The organism is Geodermatophilus sp. DSM 45219 (assembly GCF_900104025.1).
GTDB lineage: Bacteria > Actinomycetota > Actinomycetes > Mycobacteriales > Geodermatophilaceae > Geodermatophilus.
This window is the reverse complement of sequence record NZ_FNIQ01000005.1, coordinates 106823-122981: the sequence shown is the minus strand read 5'-3', so window position 1 is coordinate 122981 and position 16159 is coordinate 106823. Positions and strand designations below refer to the sequence as shown.

19 protein-coding genes are annotated in these 16159 nt (G+C 75.3%); 8 read left to right on the top strand and 11 right to left on the bottom strand.

What is annotated here, in order from left to right:
• Window positions 1-66: 66 nt before the first annotated feature.
• From BLR12_RS16280 to BLR12_RS16265, 4 genes are all read right to left on the bottom strand, one after another.
• A complete protein-coding gene (locus tag BLR12_RS16280; protein WP_091381203.1) occupies window positions 67-498 on the bottom strand; it encodes a VOC family protein in 432 nt (143 codons plus the stop codon).
• Between the two features lie 66 nt (window positions 499-564).
• Window positions 565-1437, bottom strand: coding sequence for a ribosome small subunit-dependent GTPase A (gene rsgA / locus BLR12_RS16275; protein WP_255363554.1), 873 nt, complete (start codon window positions 1435-1437; stop codon window positions 565-567).
• Between the two features lie 143 nt (window positions 1438-1580).
• A complete protein-coding gene (aroA, locus tag BLR12_RS16270; protein WP_091380389.1) occupies window positions 1581-2849 on the bottom strand; it encodes a 3-phosphoshikimate 1-carboxyvinyltransferase in 1269 nt (422 codons plus the stop codon).
• A 77-nt stretch (window positions 2850-2926) separates the two neighbouring features.
• Window positions 2927-4387, bottom strand: coding sequence for an NAD-dependent succinate-semialdehyde dehydrogenase (locus BLR12_RS16265; protein ID WP_091380386.1), 1461 nt, complete (start codon window positions 4385-4387; stop codon window positions 2927-2929).
• A gap of 134 nt (window positions 4388-4521) precedes the next feature.
• Between BLR12_RS16265 and BLR12_RS16260 the strand changes: the two genes are divergently transcribed.
• Window positions 4522-5268, top strand: a complete 747-nt coding sequence (locus BLR12_RS16260; RefSeq protein WP_091380382.1) for an SOS response-associated peptidase — start codon at window positions 4522-4524, stop codon at window positions 5266-5268.
• 1 nt (window position 5269) lies between these two features.
• Window positions 5270-6820: a fused MFS/spermidine synthase gene (locus BLR12_RS16255; protein WP_091380380.1), complete on the top strand. Its 1551-nt coding sequence runs from the start codon at window positions 5270-5272 to the stop codon at window positions 6818-6820.
• Here BLR12_RS16255 and ybaK read toward each other — a convergent pair.
• Window positions 6817-7347, bottom strand: a complete 531-nt coding sequence (gene ybaK, locus BLR12_RS16250; protein WP_091380377.1) for a Cys-tRNA(Pro) deacylase — start codon at window positions 7345-7347, stop codon at window positions 6817-6819. The two genes, BLR12_RS16255 and ybaK, sit on opposite strands and share 4 nt — an antisense overlap.
• Window positions 7348-7640: 293 nt before the next feature.
• Between ybaK and BLR12_RS16245 the strand changes: the two genes are divergently transcribed.
• Window positions 7641-8336, top strand: coding sequence for a sigma-70 family RNA polymerase sigma factor (locus tag BLR12_RS16245; protein WP_091380374.1), 696 nt, complete (start codon window positions 7641-7643; stop codon window positions 8334-8336).
• Complete coding sequence (rsrA, locus tag BLR12_RS16240) at window positions 8333-8674, top strand: mycothiol system anti-sigma-R factor (RefSeq protein ID WP_091380371.1); 342 nt, start codon at window positions 8333-8335, stop codon at window positions 8672-8674. The genes BLR12_RS16245 and rsrA overlap by 4 nt, the downstream gene beginning before the upstream one ends.
• Before the next feature lie 87 nt (window positions 8675-8761).
• On the opposite strand, the gene BLR12_RS25695 is transcribed toward rsrA, so the two are convergent.
• On the bottom strand, window positions 8762-8836 hold the full coding sequence (locus BLR12_RS25695; protein WP_014377707.1) for a 50S ribosomal protein bL37: 75 nt from the start codon (window positions 8834-8836) through the stop codon (window positions 8762-8764).
• A gap of 228 nt (window positions 8837-9064) precedes the next feature.
• On the opposite strand from BLR12_RS25695, the gene BLR12_RS16230 reads away from it, so the two are divergent.
• On the top strand, window positions 9065-10105 hold the full coding sequence (locus tag BLR12_RS16230; protein ID WP_091380365.1) for a biotin carboxylase N-terminal domain-containing protein: 1041 nt from the start codon (window positions 9065-9067) through the stop codon (window positions 10103-10105).
• An 87-nt stretch (window positions 10106-10192) separates the two neighbouring features.
• Window positions 10193-10414 (top strand): biotin/lipoyl-binding carrier protein, encoded by a 222-nt coding sequence (locus BLR12_RS16225; protein WP_091381201.1) that lies wholly within the window; start codon window positions 10193-10195, stop codon window positions 10412-10414.
• 3 nt (window positions 10415-10417) lie between these two features.
• On the opposite strand, the gene BLR12_RS16220 is transcribed toward BLR12_RS16225, so the two are convergent.
• Window positions 10418-10924, bottom strand: coding sequence for a GNAT family N-acetyltransferase (locus tag BLR12_RS16220; RefSeq protein ID WP_091380361.1), 507 nt, complete (start codon window positions 10922-10924; stop codon window positions 10418-10420).
• A 42-nt stretch (window positions 10925-10966) separates the two neighbouring features.
• Here BLR12_RS16220 and BLR12_RS16215 point away from each other — a divergent pair, with 42 nt between their 5' ends.
• Window positions 10967-12463, top strand: a complete 1497-nt coding sequence (locus BLR12_RS16215) for a sensor histidine kinase (RefSeq protein WP_091380358.1) — start codon at window positions 10967-10969, stop codon at window positions 12461-12463.
• 73 nt (window positions 12464-12536) lie between these two features.
• Here BLR12_RS16215 and BLR12_RS16210 read toward each other — a convergent pair whose 3' ends face one another.
• Window positions 12537-12788, bottom strand: coding sequence for a WhiB family transcriptional regulator (locus BLR12_RS16210; protein ID WP_091380355.1), 252 nt, complete (start codon window positions 12786-12788; stop codon window positions 12537-12539).
• Window positions 12789-13233: 445 nt separating this feature from the next.
• On the bottom strand, window positions 13234-14256 hold the full coding sequence (locus BLR12_RS16205; protein WP_091380352.1) for a diacylglycerol/lipid kinase family protein: 1023 nt from the start codon (window positions 14254-14256) through the stop codon (window positions 13234-13236).
• A 115-nt stretch (window positions 14257-14371) separates the two neighbouring features.
• On the opposite strand from BLR12_RS16205, the gene BLR12_RS16200 reads away from it, so the two are divergent.
• Window positions 14372-14854 (top strand): hypothetical protein, encoded by a 483-nt coding sequence (locus tag BLR12_RS16200; protein ID WP_091380349.1) that lies wholly within the window; start codon window positions 14372-14374, stop codon window positions 14852-14854.
• Between the two features lie 127 nt (window positions 14855-14981).
• Here BLR12_RS16200 and BLR12_RS16195 read toward each other — a convergent pair whose 3' ends face one another.
• Both BLR12_RS16195 and BLR12_RS24095 read right to left on the bottom strand, forming a co-directional pair.
• On the bottom strand, window positions 14982-15764 hold the full coding sequence (locus BLR12_RS16195) for an HAD-IIA family hydrolase (RefSeq protein WP_218120704.1): 783 nt from the start codon (window positions 15762-15764) through the stop codon (window positions 14982-14984).
• 18 nt (window positions 15765-15782) lie between these two features.
• The gene (locus BLR12_RS24095; RefSeq protein WP_143018794.1) at window positions 15783-15971 is read right to left on the bottom strand and encodes a hypothetical protein; all 189 of its coding nucleotides are present in this window, start codon (window positions 15969-15971) and stop codon (window positions 15783-15785) included.
• Between the last annotated feature and the right edge of the window lie 188 nt (window positions 15972-16159).

Below are 16159 nucleotides of genomic sequence, written 5' to 3'. Positions count from 1 at the left end.
CGCGGGAACGCCGATGGCGGGCAACCGGCAACCCGTTCCACGCCGGACTGCACGCGGAGGAGCCGTCTAGCCGAGCCGGACGGTGCCGTCGGGGTCGACCGACCAGCCGGGGTTGTGCGCGACCTCCCAGACGACGCCGTTCGGGTCGGCCACCAGAGCGTGGAAGACCCCGCCGAAGGCGCCGTCCTCCGGCGGCGTCAGCACCGTGCCGCCGGCCGCCGTCATGGCCTCGGCGACCGCGACGACGGCGTCCCGGTCGGCCACGTTGTGCGCCAGCGTCACGCCGGAGACCGCGGGACGGTCGGGGCCGCGGCCGAGGTCCTGGGCGAACTTGGCCGCCTCGAAGAAGGCCAGCACGGTGCCCGGCGCGATCTGGAAGAAGACGATCTCGCCCGGGACGTCGAGCAGCGGGCGCCACCCCAGGCCCTCGACGTAGAAGCGCCGGGCGGCATCGAGGTCGGCGGTGGCCAGGGTGGTGAAGTGGACCTGCTGTTCCATGGCGACCATCCTGGAACGTCCACCCTCCAGGGTCCGCGCCGAGAACGCGGGGCGCGGAGGGCCCTTCTAGTAGCCGGGGCCGAGCTGGCCGACGGCGTCGAGCAGCCGGCGCAGGCTCTCCAGCCGCTCCCGGCGGGCCGGGGGACCGGCGTCGGCCCAGGCGTCGAGCGCGCAGTCCGGGTCCTCGGCGGTGTGCCCGCAGGCCGGCGGGCAGTCGACCGCGGCCTCGGCGACGTCCTCGAACGCGGCGACGACGTCCTCGGCGGTCACGTGCGCCAGGCCGAACGAGCGGATGCCCGGGGTGTCGATCACCGTGCCGCCGCCGGGCAGGTCGAGCAGCACCGCGGAGGACGACGTGTGCCGCCCCTTGCCGACCTTGCTCACGTCCCCGGTGGCCCGGAAGGCGTCCGGCACCAGCCGGTTGACCAGCGTGGACTTGCCGACGCCGGACTGCCCGACCAGCACGCTCATCCGCCCGTCCAGCCGCTCCAGCAGCGCATCCAGCGGCGCCTCCCGCGACATCGGGACGGCGTCGACCTCCAGGCCGGCGTAGCGGTCGAGCAGCGGCTGCGGGCTGGCCAGATCGGTCTTGGTGAGGCAGAGCAGCGGTTCCAGCCCCCCGGCGTACGCGGCCACCACGCAGCGGTCCAGGAAGCCCAGCGCCGGGTCGGGGTCGGTGACCGACGTGACGATCACCAGCTGGTCGGCGTTGGCCACCACCACCCGTTCGGTGGGGTCGGTGTCGTCGGCCGTGCGGCGCAGCGAGGTGGTCCGGTCCTCGATGGTCACGATGCGGGCCAGCGAGTCGGTGCGCCCGCTGGTGTCGCCGACCAGCCGCACCCGGTCGCCGACGACCACGCCGTGCTTGCCGAGCTCGCGGGCGCGCATCGCGGTGACCTCCACCGGCGCGCCGTCGGGGCCCGCCACCCGCACCGTCATGCGGCCGCGGTCGACCGCGACCACCAGTCCCGGGACGGCGTCGGAGTGGCTCGGGCGGGTCCGGGTCCGCGGCCGTGAACCGCGGCGGCTGGGCCGGACCCGGACGTCGTCCTCGTCCGACCGCTTGTCGTGCCGGCGGGGGCTCAGTGCTCGACCCCCAGCATCGCGTCCCACCGGTCGACGAAGTCCGGCAGCGTCTTGCTCACCGCACCCGGGTCGCGCACCTCGACCCCCTCGACGGCCAGCCCGAGGACGGCGGCGGCGTGCACCATCCGGTGGTCGGCGTAGCTGTCCAGCGTCGCCGGCCGGCGCGCGCCGGGTGTGACGACCAGCCCGTCGGGCAGCTGCTCGACGTGCGCGCCGACCGCGGTCAGCACCTCCTCGAGCGCCTGCAGCCGGTCGGTCTCGTGGCCGCGCAGGTGGCCGACGCCGGTCAGCCGCGAGGTGCCGTCGGCCAGCGCGCAGAGCGCGGCCAGCACGGGCGTCAGCTCGCCCACCTCGCCGAGGTCGGCGACCAGCGGGCGGATCGTCGGGCCGCCGGTCACCTGCAGGCCGCCGTCCACCCGCTGCACCGACGCCCCCATCGCGCCCAGCAGCGCGTCCAGCCGGCCGCCGGGCTGGGTGGTCGCGGTGGGCCAGTCGCGCACCGTCACCCGCCCGCCGGTCACCAGCGCCGCAGCGAGGAAGGGGGCGGCGTTGGAGAGGTCGGGCTCGAGCACCTCGTCCCGGGCGGCGACCGGCCCGGGGGGGACCCGCCACCCGCGCCCGGTGGGGACGACGTCGACGCCGCGCTCGCGCAGCGACTCCACGGTCATCTCCACGTGGGGCATCGACGGCAGCCCGCCCGCGAGGGTGAGGTCGACGCCCTCGTCGAAGCGGGCGGCGGCCAGCAGCAGCCCGGAGACGATCTGCGAGGACTCGCTCGCGTCGACGGTCACCGCGCCCCCGCCCACCCGCCCGGTGCCGTGCACGGTGAACGGCGCCCGGCCGCGGCCGTCGTCGTCCACCCGCACCCCGAGGTCGCGCAGGGCCGCGATCAGCCCGGCGTTGGGGCGCTCGTGCAGCCGGGGGTCGCCGTCCAGCCGCACCGGACCCTCGGCGAGCGCGGCGACCGGAGGCAGGAAGCGCAGCACCGTGCCGGCCAGGCCGGCGTCGACCTCGGCGGGGCCGCGCAGCTCGCCCGGGGTGACGACCCAGTCGGCGCCGTCCTCGTCGACCCGCACGCCCAGGGCCCGCAGCCCCGCGGCCATCAGGTCGGTGTCCCGGGCGCGCAGCGGCCGGACCAGCCGGCTCGGGCCGTCGGCGAGCGCGGCCAGGACCAGCGCCCGGGCGGTGAGCGACTTCGACCCGGGCAGCGCCACCACGGCGTCCACCGGGGTGGCGCGGTGCGGCGTCGTCCAGACCGGGCTCATGCGCCCATCCTGCCCGAGAAAGGACCCCGTCCTCCTCACACCTCGCAAGCTCGGCGCGAGCCTCTGAACGGGGCCGTTCAGCCGGCGACCGGCTTCGACGCCTTCTTCGCCGGCAGCGTCCGGACCAGCCGCCGGTTGGCGAACTCGAACATGGCCAGCTCGGAGAGCTCGCGGCCGTAGCCGGAGCGCTTCACGCCGCCGAAGGGCAGCTCGGGGGAGGAGCCGGTCGGCTGGTTGATCCACACCATGCCGGCCTCGAGCCGCTCGGCCACCGCCCGCGCGCGGTCCAGGTCGCTGCTCATGACGGTTGCGCCCAGGCCGAAGTCGCTGTCGTTGGCCAGCGCGACGGCCTCGTCGGCGTCCTTCACCTTGTAGACCACGGCCGCGGGGCCGAACAGCTCCTCGCGGTAGGCCCGCATCTCCGGGGTGACGTCGGTGAGGACGGTGGCCTCGACGAACGCGCCCGGCCGGTCGGGGCGCGTCCCCCCGGCGACGACGGTGGCGCCCTTGTCGATCGCGTCCTGGATCTGAGCGTGCAGGTCCTGCGCGGCGCGCTCGCTCGACAGCGGCGCCAGGGACGTCGACGGGTCGGCCGGGTCGCCGGGGGCGAAGGTGCCGAACGCCTGCTTGAGGCCCTCGACGAAGGGCTCGTAGAGCTCTTCGGTGACGATCAGCCGCTTCGACGCCGTGCAGGCCTGGCCGGTGTTCTGCATCCGGCCCATCGTCGCGGCCTTGACCGTGGCGCCCAGGTCCTCGGCGTCGAGCACGATGAACGGGTCGCTGCCGCCGAGCTCCAGCACCGACTTCTTGAGGTGCTTGCCGGCCAGGGCGCCCACCGCGCTGCCGGCCCGCTCGCTGCCGGTCAGCGTCACGCCCTGGACGCGGGGGTCGGCGATGACCTGCTCGACGTCGTCGATGCGCAGGAAGGTGTTGGTGAAGACGCCCTCGGGAGCGCCGGCGTCGGTGAACAGCTGCTCGATGGCCACCGCGCACTGCGGGGTGATCTCGGCGTGCTTGAGGATGACCGTGTTGCCCAGCACCAGGTTCGGGCCGGCCACGCGGACCACCTGGTAGAAGGGGTAGTTCCAGGGCTCGATGGCCAGCAGGACGCCGATCGGCCGGGTCTCGACGACCGCCTCGCCCTTGCCCAGCGGCTGGATCGGCTGGGGCTGGAGGAAGCCCGGGCCGTTGTCGGCGTAGTAGTCCAGGATCATCGAGCAGAGCTTCAGCTCGCCGGTGGCCTCGTCGTGCCGCTTGCCCATCTCCGTGGTGATGAGCCGGGCCAGGTCCTCACGCCGCTCGTCCACCAGCTGCGCGGCCCGCCGGACGACGGCGGCGCGGTCCTCGACCGAGCGCTCCCGCCACTCCTGGTAGGCAGCGTGGGCGCGCTCGACGATGCCGTCGATCGCCTCGGTCGGGGTGAAGTCGAACTCCTGCTCGGTCTCGCCGGTGAAGGGGTTGACCGTCGCGTACCTCCGCTCGGCGGACTCGCTGGCGGTCTTGGGCTGCTCGGTGCTCGGGCTCTGCGTCGCGGTCACGTCGGTGATCCTCGTCTCTCGGGCGTCGGGCCGTCGACCCTGCCTGCCCGTCTCCCGCTGCCGGGAACCGTCGCCGTCCCCGCCTACAGTCGCAGGTGACCGCATCTGTCGGCCCTCGACCGGGAGGTACCACCGTGTGTGGCCGCTACGCCGCCAGCCGCCGTCCCGAGGACCTGGTCCTGGAGTTCGAGGCGGTGCCCGCCGAGGGCCGGCCCGCGCTGCCGGCCGACTACAACGTCGCCCCGACCAAGGACGTGTACGTCGTGCGCACCAAGCGGGAGCGCGACCCCGAGGGGGCGCCCACCGGTGCCACGCACCGCGAGCTGCGCGCCGTCCGCTGGGGCCTGGTGCCCTCGTGGGCCAAGGACGCCTCCGTCGGCAACCGGATGCTCAACGCCCGCGTCGAGTCCCTCACCGAGAAGCCGGCCTTCCGCCGCGCCGCCCGCTCGCGGCGCTGCCTGGTGCCGGCCGACGGCTGGTACGAGTGGGCCAAGAAGCTCGACGGTCCCGGCAAGCAGCCGTACTACATGACCCCGCAGGACGGCTCGGTGCTGGCCTTCGCCGGCCTCTGGGAGGTCTGGGGCGAGGGCGAGGACCGGCTGTACACCTGCACGGTGGTCACCCAGCCCGCCGTCGGTGCGCTCACCGAGATCCACGACCGGATGCCCCTGGTGCTGCCGCGCGAGCGCTGGGCCGACTGGCTGGACCCGGCGCGGGAGGACGTCGCCGAGGTCGCCGCGCCGACCCCGCCGGAGCTGGTCGAGGGCCTCGAGCTGCGGCCGGTGAGCCCCGCGGTCAACAGCGTGAAGAACAACGGCGTCGAGCTGACCGCCCGCGCCGAGTCGGTCGCCGCGCCGGCCGACCAGCCCGCGCTCTTCTGAGGTGGGCAGCACCGAGGAGGTCCTCCCCGGGGCCGCCGACCGCACCGGCCCCGCCGCGCTGCCCGACTGGGTGGCCGCCGGCATCACCTTCCTGACCTCCGGCGCCGTGCTGGTGCTCGAGCTGGCCGGGCTGCGGCTGATCGCCCCCTACGTCGGCATCACCCTGCAGACCAACACGGCGGTCATCGGCTTCGCGCTGGCCGCCATCGCCGTCGGCGCCTGGGCCGGGGGAACGGCGGCCGACCGGACCGACCCGCGCCGGCTGATCGCGCCGCTGACGGTCGCGGGCGGTGCGCTCGTCGTCGCCGTCCTGCCGCTGGTGCGCTTCGCCGGGTCGGTGCTGACCGGCGCCGACGCCGGCAGCGTGCTGCTGCTGGCCGCGATCGCCGTCGTCGTCCCCGCCGCGCTGCTGTCGGCCGTGCCGCCGATGGTGGTCAAGCTGCAGCTGGCGAGCCTGGCCGAGACCGGCTCGGTCGTCGGCCGGCTGTCGGGGATCGGCACCCTGGGTGGGATCGCCGCCACCTTCCTCACCGGTTTCCTGCTCGTCGCGGTCTTCCCGACGAGCGGGATCCTCGTCGGCACCGGGCTGGTCACGGTGGCGGTCGGCCTCGCGGTCGGGGTGCTGCTGCGCCGGCGCGGCGGGGGGACGGCGGGGCGGGTCCCGCCGGCGCTGCTGCTGCTGGCGCTGGGCGGCTCCCTGCTGGCCGCGGTCGCACCGTCGCAGTGCCAGGCCGAGACCGCCTACCACTGCGCGCGCGTGGTCGCCGACCCGGAGCGGGAGACGGGCCGGGTGCTGGTGCTGGACACGCTGCGGCACTCCTACGTCGACCTCGCCGACCCCACGTACCTGGAGTTCGACTACGTGCAGGCGATCGCCGCGGTGACCGACGTGACCGCTGCCGCGGGCGAGCCGCTGTCGGCGCTGCACCTCGGCGGCGGCGGGGCGACGCTCCCGCGCTACCTCGCCGAGGTCCGCCCGGGCACCGAGAGCCTGGTCGTCGAGGTCGATCCCGGGGTGGTCGCGATGGACCGCGAGCAGCTCGGCCTCACCGAGACCGACGGGTTGCGGGTCGAGGTGGCCGACGCCCGGGTCGCCCTGGCCGAGGAGCCGGCGGGGGAGCGCGACCTCGTCGTCGGCGATGCCTTCGGCGGGCTGTCGGTGCCCTGGCAGCTGACCACCGTGGAGGCCATGCAGCTGGTGGACCGCGCGCTCACCGACGACGGCGTCTACGTCGCCAACATCATCGACAACCCGCCGCTGGGGTTCCTGCGCGCGGAGCTCGCCACGCTGGACGCCGTCTTCCCGCACGTGGCGCTGCTGGCCCGCGACGCCGTGCTCGCGGGGGAGGACGGCGGCAACGTCGTCGTCCTGGCCTCCCGGCAGCCGCTGCCGCTGGACGCGGTCGACGCCGCGCTGGGCGACCGGGGCCTCGACTGGCGGGTCGCGACCGGCGGGGAGCTGGCGAGGTTCGTCGGGGACGCCGACGTGCTCACCGACGACCACGCGCCGGTCGACCAGCTGCTCACCCCCTACGCGGTGCCCAGCTCCTAGTCGGCCCCTCGCAGGGGCCCGCCGCGAGCCTGCGAGTGGTGGGGGGCGAGGGGTCCTTTCGCGATCGCGGCAGTGCGGGCCCGGGTCAGCCGCACCAGCTCGGTCGGCGCCAGCTCCACCTGCAGGCCCCGCCGTCCGGCGCTGACCATCACGGTGGCGAAGGACAGCGCCGTCTCGTCGACGACGGTCGGCAGCGCCTTACGCTGTCCCAGCGGGCTGATGCCGCCGAGCACGTAGCCGGTGGCCCGCTCGGCGTCCGCGGGGTCGGCCATCGCCGCCTTGCGGCCGCCGGTGGCCACGGCCAGCGCCTTGAGGTCCAGGCTGCCCGCCACCGGGACGACGGCGACGGTGAGCGCGCCGTCCACCCGGGCGACCAGCGTCTTGAACACCTGCCGGGGGTCGGCGCCGAGCGCGGCCACCGCGGCCTCACCGTGCCCCTGGTCCGCGGGGTGCTCGGGGTCGTAGGGGTGCAGGGTGTGGACCACCCGGGCCTTCTCCAGTGCCCGCACCGCCGGGGTCGCCGCCACGGCGGGGAGAGTAGAGGGCACCCTCCTCACCACCCCTCGGACAAGGACCCCGTCCTCCCCACCCTTCGCAGGCTCAGGGCGGGTCCCGGGACGGGGCCGGCGGTGCCCTGGAGGGGGCCACCCGGGAATGGCGACCCCGGGGCGGACGGTTGGGACCCCACGTGAGCAGCACCCTCTCCACCAGCGCCCGCCAGCGCCCCGCGCTCCGGCGGCCCCCGGGCCGGCCCGGGGCCGCGCGGCTAGGATCATCGGAGGCGGTGGCCCGCGTCCGGGCGCCGCAGAGAGGACGGTCGGTGCCTGAGGAGTCCGCGGACCGCACGCCCGAGACCGCCGAGGAGACCGCGCCGGTCGAGGTCCCCGAGGCCCGCGCCGGCGGCAGCCGCTCGGAGGTCGACGAGACCCGCGCCGAGCGCGACGCCCGCTTCGAGCGCGACGCGTTGCCCTACCTCGACCAGCTCTACCCGGCGGCCCTGCGGATGACCCGCAACCCGGCCGACGCCGAGGACCTGGTGCAGGAGACCTTCGTCAAGGCCTACTCGGCGTTCCACCAGTTCGCCGCGGGCACCAACCTCAAGGCCTGGCTGTACCGGATCCTGACCAACACCTACATCAACAGCTACCGCAAGAAGCAGCGGCAGCCGCAGCAGTATCCCACCGACCAGGTGCAGGACTGGCAGCTCTACGCCGCCGAGGAGCACAGCTCCAGCGGCCTGCGCTCGGCGGAGATCGAGGCGCTGGACCACCTGCCGGACTCCGACATCAAGGAGGCCCTCCAGCAGCTGCCGGAGGACTTCCGCCTGGCGGTCTACCTCGCCGACGTCGAGGGCTTCGCCTACAAGGAGATCGCCGAGATCATGGGCACGCCCATCGGCACGGTGATGTCCCGCCTGCACCGCGGTCGGCGTGGGCTGCAGAAGCTCCTGGCCGACTACGCCCGCGAGCGCGGCTTCGTCCGCGCCGGTGCCGGGGAGGAGGCGAGCCAGTCATGACCGACGACGACCGTGGCGCAGGCGAGCCCATCGAGATCCACTCCTGCGACGACGTCCTCTCCCACGTCTTCGAGTTCCTCGACCACGAGACCGGCGACGAGCGGCGCGCCCTCATCGCCGAGCACCTCGAGGACTGCTCCTCGTGCCTGCGCGAGTTCGGCATCGAGCAGGAGTTCAAGGCGCTGGTCCGCCGCCGCTGCGGGGGTGACACGCCGCCGCCGGGGCTGCGCGACCGCATCAAGCTGCAGCTGACCAGCGTCACCTTCGAGGAGGACGGCACCCAGGTCAGCGTCGAGCGGGTCACCGTGGAGCGCACGCAGGAGCGCCCCACCGCCTGAGCGCACCGGCACCGTCGAACGCCAGAGGCCCAGAACCCACCGGGTTCTGGGCCTCTGGCGTTCGACGATCGACTCCGACGCCTGTCCTCAGGCGTTGGGGCGCTTGCCGTGGTTGGCCTTGTTCCCCTTGCGGGAGCGCCGCTTGCGTCCACGCTTGGACATCGCCGCCCTCCTTCCCTCGTCGCTGCTGCGGGCCCGCTGCCGGGCCCCTGGACACCTCTGGGTGACCCCGGGACGCGTCTGGGCGCGCGAGACCGGGGGACCCGTCAGGCTGAGGCTCCAGCTTCTCACGTCCCCGCGCGGCACCCACCCCCTGTGGCGGTCCGCGGGGACGGGCGGGGAGGCTGTGGGGCGGGACGGCACCGGAGCGGGTGGAAGGCGGTTCGGGACGTGGCGGACGTCGGGATCGAGAGCGTGCTCGTGGCCGGTCGCGGGCCGGCCGCCTGCGCGGTGGTGGCGGCCTGCTCCCGCCTGGACGTGAAGACGGTCGCCGTCCACTCCGAGGCCGACCGCTCGGCCCGGCACGTGCGGCTGGCCGACGACGCCCTCCTGCTCGGGCCCGCGCCGGCCGCGGAGTCCTACCTCGCCGTCGACCGCATCGTCGAGGCCGCCCGGCGCAGCGGGGTACAGGCCGTCCTCCCGGTGCCCCCCGCCCTGGCCGGCAACGCCCGTCTGGCCGGCGCGGTGGTGGCCGCCGGCCTCACCTGGGTCGGCCCGTCGGCCGCCGTGCTGGAGCGCCTCGGCGGGGACGGCGTCGAGCCGGCCAGCGAGCGCGGCTTCCTCGCCCTGGTGACCGACGGCGGGCTGCGGTGCACCACGCCGGTGTCCCGCGACCGGGCCGCCGGGATCGCCCGGGTGTCCTGGACACCGGACGAGCCGGTCGAGCTGCCGCCGGCGGCCAAGCGGCTGCCGGAGGTCGGCTGGCGCGGCCTGGTCACCGTGGGCATCGCCCCGGACGGCGAGCTCGGCGAGGTCGCGGCCGGCTTCTCCCTGGACATGACGGTGCTCGAGCGGGCCCACGGTGTGGACGCCGTCGAGCTCGCCCTGCGCAGCGCCGCCGGCGGCCCGGCCGCCGATGCCGGGTCCGGCGTGCCGCCGCGCCGGGCGGTCACCGTCCAGCTGCGCTCGACCCTCCCACCCGGGCAGGGCGGTCGGGTCACCGGGCAGCTGCCGCGGTCGGGCCGGCACACGGTCGCACCGGGCGCCGAGGTCGTGGCGGTGAGCGGCTACGACCCCGGGGACCGGCTGGACCGCTGGTACGACGCGCTGCTGGCCACCGTCAGCGCGGGAGCCGCCGACACCGCGACCGCCGCCCGCGCCGCCGGCGAGGTCCTCCGCGGGCTGCCGGAGGTCGGCGTGCCGCACGACGGGCCCGACGTCCGCGCCGTCCTGGAGCGGCTCGCTGCGGGGAGTCCTGCGCCGGGGGCGTGAGGAAGCGGCCCCGCAACGTCCTGGAGGCGGCCGGCCCGCCCGCCTCGCCGTGCCAGGATGGGGGTCGGCTCAGTCAGGGAGGTGCCGGTGCCGGTCGAGGAGATCCACGCGGAGATGGTGTCCAGCGTGTGGAAGGTGCTCGTGCAGCCCGGCAGCGAGGTGTCGGCCGGGGACACCCTGGTGATCCTCGAGTCGATGAAGATGGAGATCCCCGTCCTCACCGAGCGGGCCGGCACCGTGCGGGAGCTGCACGTCGTCGAGGGCGAGGTCCTGCAGGAGGGTGACCTCATCGCCACCGTCGACGGCTGAGGCTCAGAGCTCGAGGGCGTAGACCACCAGGTCGATGCCGGGCCTGGGGCTCCAGTCCCGCTCCGCGAGCCGGCGGAAGCCGAGCCGCTCGTAGAGCCGCTGCGCCATGGTCATCCGCCGGTCGGTCGACAGCACCACCCGCCGCTTCCCGGCCGCCCGCGCCCGCTCCAGGCAGGTGGTCACCAGCAGCTCCCCGATCCCGCGGCCCTGCACGGCCGGGTCGACGACGAGCATCCGGAACGCCGCCTCGTCGTCGGACTCGGTCACCTCGCCGAAGTCGCCGGCCAGCACCAGCGCCACGCTGCCGACCACGCGGCCGGCGTCGTCCCGGACGACGAGCAGCTCGGCCCGGTCGGCCCGCGCGGCGACGTCCCGCAGTTGCTCGCCGTACTCCGGCGCGGCCAGCCCACCGCCCACGTACACGTCGGACGTGAGCTGCCCGATGCGCGCGAAGTCGCCGGGACGGGCGGCGTCGACGGTCAGGACGGGTGCGTCGGGGGTCGAGGACACGTCGGCCAGCGTAGGCAGGGCCGGTCATACGCTCGGGACACCATGAACAGCCTCTCCGACCGTCTCACCCGCGGCTCGGCGTCCGCGCCGGCCCAGGTCGACCACGCCCGCCGGCTGGTGGCCGACTGGCAGCTGCTGGCCGACCTGTCGTTCGCCGACCTGACCCTGTGGGTGCCGTTGAACACCGGTGCCTGGTGGTGCGTGGCCCAGGTGCGGCCGCTCACCGCGCCCACCAGCCAGCCCGAGGACCTCGTCGGCTCGGAGATGGCGGGCCGGGCCGCCGAGCCGTTCGTGGTCGCGCACCGCGAGGGCCGGCCGGTCACCGAGGGGGAGCCGGACTGGTCGGGCGCCACCCCGCGGCGCCGGGAGGTCGTGCCGGTGCGCCACGACGGCGTCGTCGTCGCCGTCCTGGCCCGCGACACCAACCTGGCGGTGACCCGGTCGCCGTCCACCCTGGAGCTGACCTACCTCGACATCGCCGCCGACCTCTGCCTCATGGTCTCGGCCGGCACCTTCCCCCCGCAGAAGCCGCTGGACGGCGAGCTGAGCCCGCGCGTGGGCGACGGGCTGGTGCGGCTGGACGCCGACGGCCGCGCCGTCTACGCCAGCCCGAACGCCCTGTCGGCCTACCGCCGGCTGGGGGTCACCGGGGACGTCGTCGGCGCGGACCTGGCCCAGCTGACCCGCGACGCCGCGGCCGACCGGGTGGCGGGGGAGGCGGTCGCGGCCGGCATCCGGGCCGCGGTGGCCGGGCGGTTCCCCGACCCGACGGACGTCGAGTGCCTGGCGGCGACCCTGCTGCTGCGTGCGCTGCCGCTGCAGCCGCCCGGGGCCGAGGAGGGCGCGCTCGTGCTGGTGCGCGACGTGACCGACGTCCGCCGGCGGGACCGCGCGCTGCTGACCAAGGACGCCACCATCCGGGAGATCCACCACCGGGTGAAGAACAACCTGCAGACGGTCGCCGCGCTGCTGCGGCTGCAGGCGCGCCGGATGACCGAGCCCGCGGCGCGCGAGGCGCTGGAGGAGTCGGTGCGGCGGGTGTCCTCGATCGCGGTGGTGCACGAGACGCTGGCCGGCAGCCGCGAGGACGTGGTCGACGTCGACGACGTGCTGGACCGGGTGCTGCCGATGCTGGGCGACCTGACCTCGGTGGGGCCGGCGGCCCGGACCCGGCGGGTGGGCCAGTTCGGCGAGCTGCCGGCGGTGGCCGCGACCCCGCTGGTGCTCGTGGTCACCGAGCTGCTGCACAACGCCGCGGAGCACGCGTTCCCCGACGGCACCCCGGGCAGCATCGAGCTGGTGGCCGAGCGGGACGGCGACGACCTCGTCGTCCGGGTTCTCGACGACGGCCGGGGGCTGCCGGAGGGCTTCGACCCGTCCACCGGCGACGGGCTCGGCCTGCAGATCGTGCGCACGCTGGTCGACAGCGAGCTCGGGGGGAGCCTGGCCATGACGAGCCCGCCGTCCCGGCCCGCGGACGGCCGCAGCGGCACCGAGGTGGTCCTCACGCTGCCCGGGGCGGGGAGACTCCGCCGTTAGGACCGCATGACGCAGCGAGGCCGGTCCGGAGGGCTCCGGACCGGCCTCGCTGCGGTGCAGTGGTGCGGTGTGCTCAGGCGGTGCGGACGCGGGTCCGAGCCTGACGCCGCTTCAGCGCGCGTCGCTCGTCCTCGGACAGCCCACCCCAGACGCCGGAGTCCTGCCCCGCGCGCAGTGCCCAGTCCAGGCACGACTCGACGACGGGGCAGCGCCGGCACACACCCTTGGCCTGCTCGATCTGCACGAGGGCGGGGCCGGTCGTCCCGATGGGGAAGAACAGCTCCGGGTCCTCGTCGCGGCAGAGCGCGCGGTGGCGCCAGTCCATGGCCGTGTTCTCCTCGATGTCGTCTACGGTGTGGTGCAGTCGTCGCCGGCCTCGGACCGATCCGCAGGCCGGCACCGGGGTGACCAGCGCCATGGCACAGCGACTTCATGCATGTGTTACCGACAGGTTGCTTTCCTCCCGCGATGTTTTCACGGCGAGGACACCTGTCAAGCAGAACGAGGGCATCGGTCGACCCCTCGTGAGCAAGCTCACCACGGGCATGGTAGGGCCGCCACTCGACCAGAGGGTCATCCCGCGCGCTGCGTTGACAACCGGTCGACCACGTGCGTGAAAGCGCAGGTCACCGGGCCGATAGCGGAACCGTTCGGTCTTCCTCGCCCGCCGGCGCTCGCTGCGGTGCTCCCGCCGGCGTCGGACGACGGTGCCTGCTGGTCGCCTTCCGCCGCCGGTCCGCTCCTCGCTCGCTGCGATGCTCCCGCGGGCGTCAGACGACGACGGTGAGGGCGGACGGCACGCTGCGCACCCGCAGACCGGTCGCCGTCCCCAGGTGGTCGCCGTCGAGCTGCCACCCCTGCGGTCGGCGGGCGGTGAGCGCCAGCCCGTCCAGGTCGTGCCAGCGGTGCACGCCCCGACCGCGCAGGTCGGGCCGCGGGGCGAAGACCTCCCGCACGTGGCGCAGCATCCGGACGATGCCCGTAGGGCCCAGGGCGAAGACGTCGAGGCCGCCGTCGAAGGTGGCGTCCGGGGTGGGGTTGACCGCTCGGGCGCCCAGGTAGGTCCACGGCGAGACGTTCGAGACCAGGCACAGGAAGAGCCCGTCCAGCGGCGGGCCGCCGGGCAGCTGCACCGACATCGCCGGGTCCCGGCGCTCGCGGCCGAGCACGAAGGCGCTGGTCGCCTCCTGGACGTAGAGCAGGCCGGTGGAGCGGCGGCCGCGGGCGCGGTGGGCCTCCACCCGGCCGATGACGTCGGCGTCGAAGCCCAGGCCGGCGGAGAAGACGAACCAGCGCGGCTCGGACCACTCCGGGTGGGCCGCGGCTCCGGCGTCGGCCGCGGCCTGCGCCATGCCGGGATCGGGTAGCCGGGTCGGTGCCGTGGTGGCACCGCGGACACTCGCCGTGCCGAGCGAGATCCGCCGGGTGCGGCCGGCGCGCAGCGAGGCCAGGACCTCCTCCGCGGCGGCCACCGGGTCCCGGGAGCGGCCGAGAGCGCGGGAGAAGACGTTCGTCGAGCCGCCCGGGACCACCGCCAACGGCGGGACGTGCTCACCGGGGCCGTCGTGCAGCAGGCCGTTGACCACCTCGTTGACCGTGCCGTCCCCGCCCAGGGCGAGGACCACGTCGACTCCCTCGGCGCAGGCCTTGCGGGCCAGCTCGCTGCCGTGGCCGCGGTGGGTGGTCTCGGCGATCTCGACGTGCAGGCCGGCGCGGAGGGTCGCGAGCACCCGGTCACCGACGGCGCGGTTGGTCGTCGTCGCCGCGGGGTTGGCCACCACGAGCGCACGCATGCCGCCAGGCTAGCCAGCGCGTCCGCCGCCGACGCGCGGGCGTGCGGCCGGTGCCCCGGTACGGGGCCCGGCGGGACGAGGGCCCGCAGGGTGCCCGGCGCGTACCCTCCCGGGCGTGACCGAGCAGCCCGGAGCCAGGCCGCCGCGCGATCGACGACGGGCCGAACGGCTGCTCGGGGGTGCCGCGGAGCCCGCCAGCCCTCGTCCGCAGCAGGACCGGCCGGCCGCGCCGCCCGCCCTGCGCCGGGCCGCGCTGGTCGCGGGGGTGGAGGCGGCCGGGCTGGCGCTGGTCGCGCTCTGGTTGCTCTTCCTGACCTTCACCTCGACCCCGGACAGCACCTCCCGCGCGCTCGCCGAGGTCGTCTACGTCAGCTTCTTCGCCGTCCTGCTGGGCGCCGCGGCCGCGGGCCTGTGGCGGGTCTCGCCGTGGTCGCGGGGCCCCGTGGTCTTCCTGCAGCTGCTGCTGGGCCTGCTCGGCTGGTACTCGGCGTTCGAGTGGGGTGGCGCGTGGGTCGGCGTCCCGATCCTGGTGCTGGTGGCCACCGAGCTGTACCTGCTGGCCACGCCCGAGGCCCGGCTGGCGTTCCTCGAGCGCTGAACCGGAGGTGAGGGAACGGCCACCCTCCAGGGACCCGCCGGCCCCGTTCAGAGGCTCGCCGCGAGCCTGCGAGCGGTGAGGAGGACGGGGTCCTCCTCCGAGGTGCGGGGGGAAGGGTGGTCCTCCTTCAGACCAGCTCGACGACGTCGGCGATCGAGTCCAGCACCCGGCCGGGCCGGAAGGGGAAGCGCGCGACGTCGGCGGCCCGCGTCGAGCCGGTGAGCACCAGGATCGTGTCGAGGCCGGCCTCGATGCCGGCGACCACGTCGGTGTCCATCCGGTCGCCGATCATCACCGTGGACTCCGAGTGCGCCTCGATCCGGTTCATGGCGCTGCGGAACATCATCGGGTTCGGCTTGCCGACGAAGTAGGGCTCCGAGCCGGTCGCGCGGGTGATCATCGCCGCCACGGACCCGGTCGCCGGCAGCGGGCCCTCGGGGGAGGGGCCGGTGACGTCGGGGTTGGTCGCGATGAACCGCGCTCCCGCACCGACCAGCCGGATCGCCCGGGTGATCGCCTCGAACGAGTACGTGCGCGTCTCCCCGAGGACGACGTAGTCCGGGTCGGTGTCGGTGAGCGTGTAGCCGGCCTCGTAGAGCGCCGTGGTCAGGCCCGCCTCGCCGATGACGTAGGCCGAGCCGTTCGGCAGCTGGGTGGACAGGAAGTCCGCGGTCGCCAGCGCCGAGGTCCAGATGGACGCCTCGGGCACCTGCAGGCCCGACCGCGCCAGCCGCGCGGCGAGGTCGCGCGGGGTGAAGATCGAGTTGTTGGTGAGGACGAGGAAGCGCCGCCCGGCCTCGGTCAGCCGCTCCAGGAAGTCCGCGGCACCCGGCAGGGCCTGGCCCTCGTGCACCAGCACGCCGTCCATGTCGGTCAACCAGCACTCGGCCGGCTTGCGGTCGATCGTCACTCGCACGTCCTCGGGATCTCAGGGCCAGGTGGTCAGCACCTCCGCACCGTAGTGCCGGGCCGGGGTGGCGACCCGTCGGGTCCCGGGTTCCAGCTCACCGACCGGGACCGTCCGGCTGCGTGCCGGCCGGCCGAGTTCGACGAGGAACGACTCCAGCCCCCGGTGCACGGGGGTGAGCACCCGCACCGCGTCGGACTCGACCGTCAACAGGCGGGGGACGTCCCTCGGGCAGTGGGTGGACGACCCGGGTCCCGCGCGGAGGACCACGTCACCGATCCGGACGGTGGGTGACCCGTGGACGCGGAACGACCCGTCCTCCCGGTGGTGCACGTGCGGCGGCGGCTCCGCGCCGCGGGAGCGGCTCCCCGGCGGGACCGGAGGCACCGCCGGTCTGC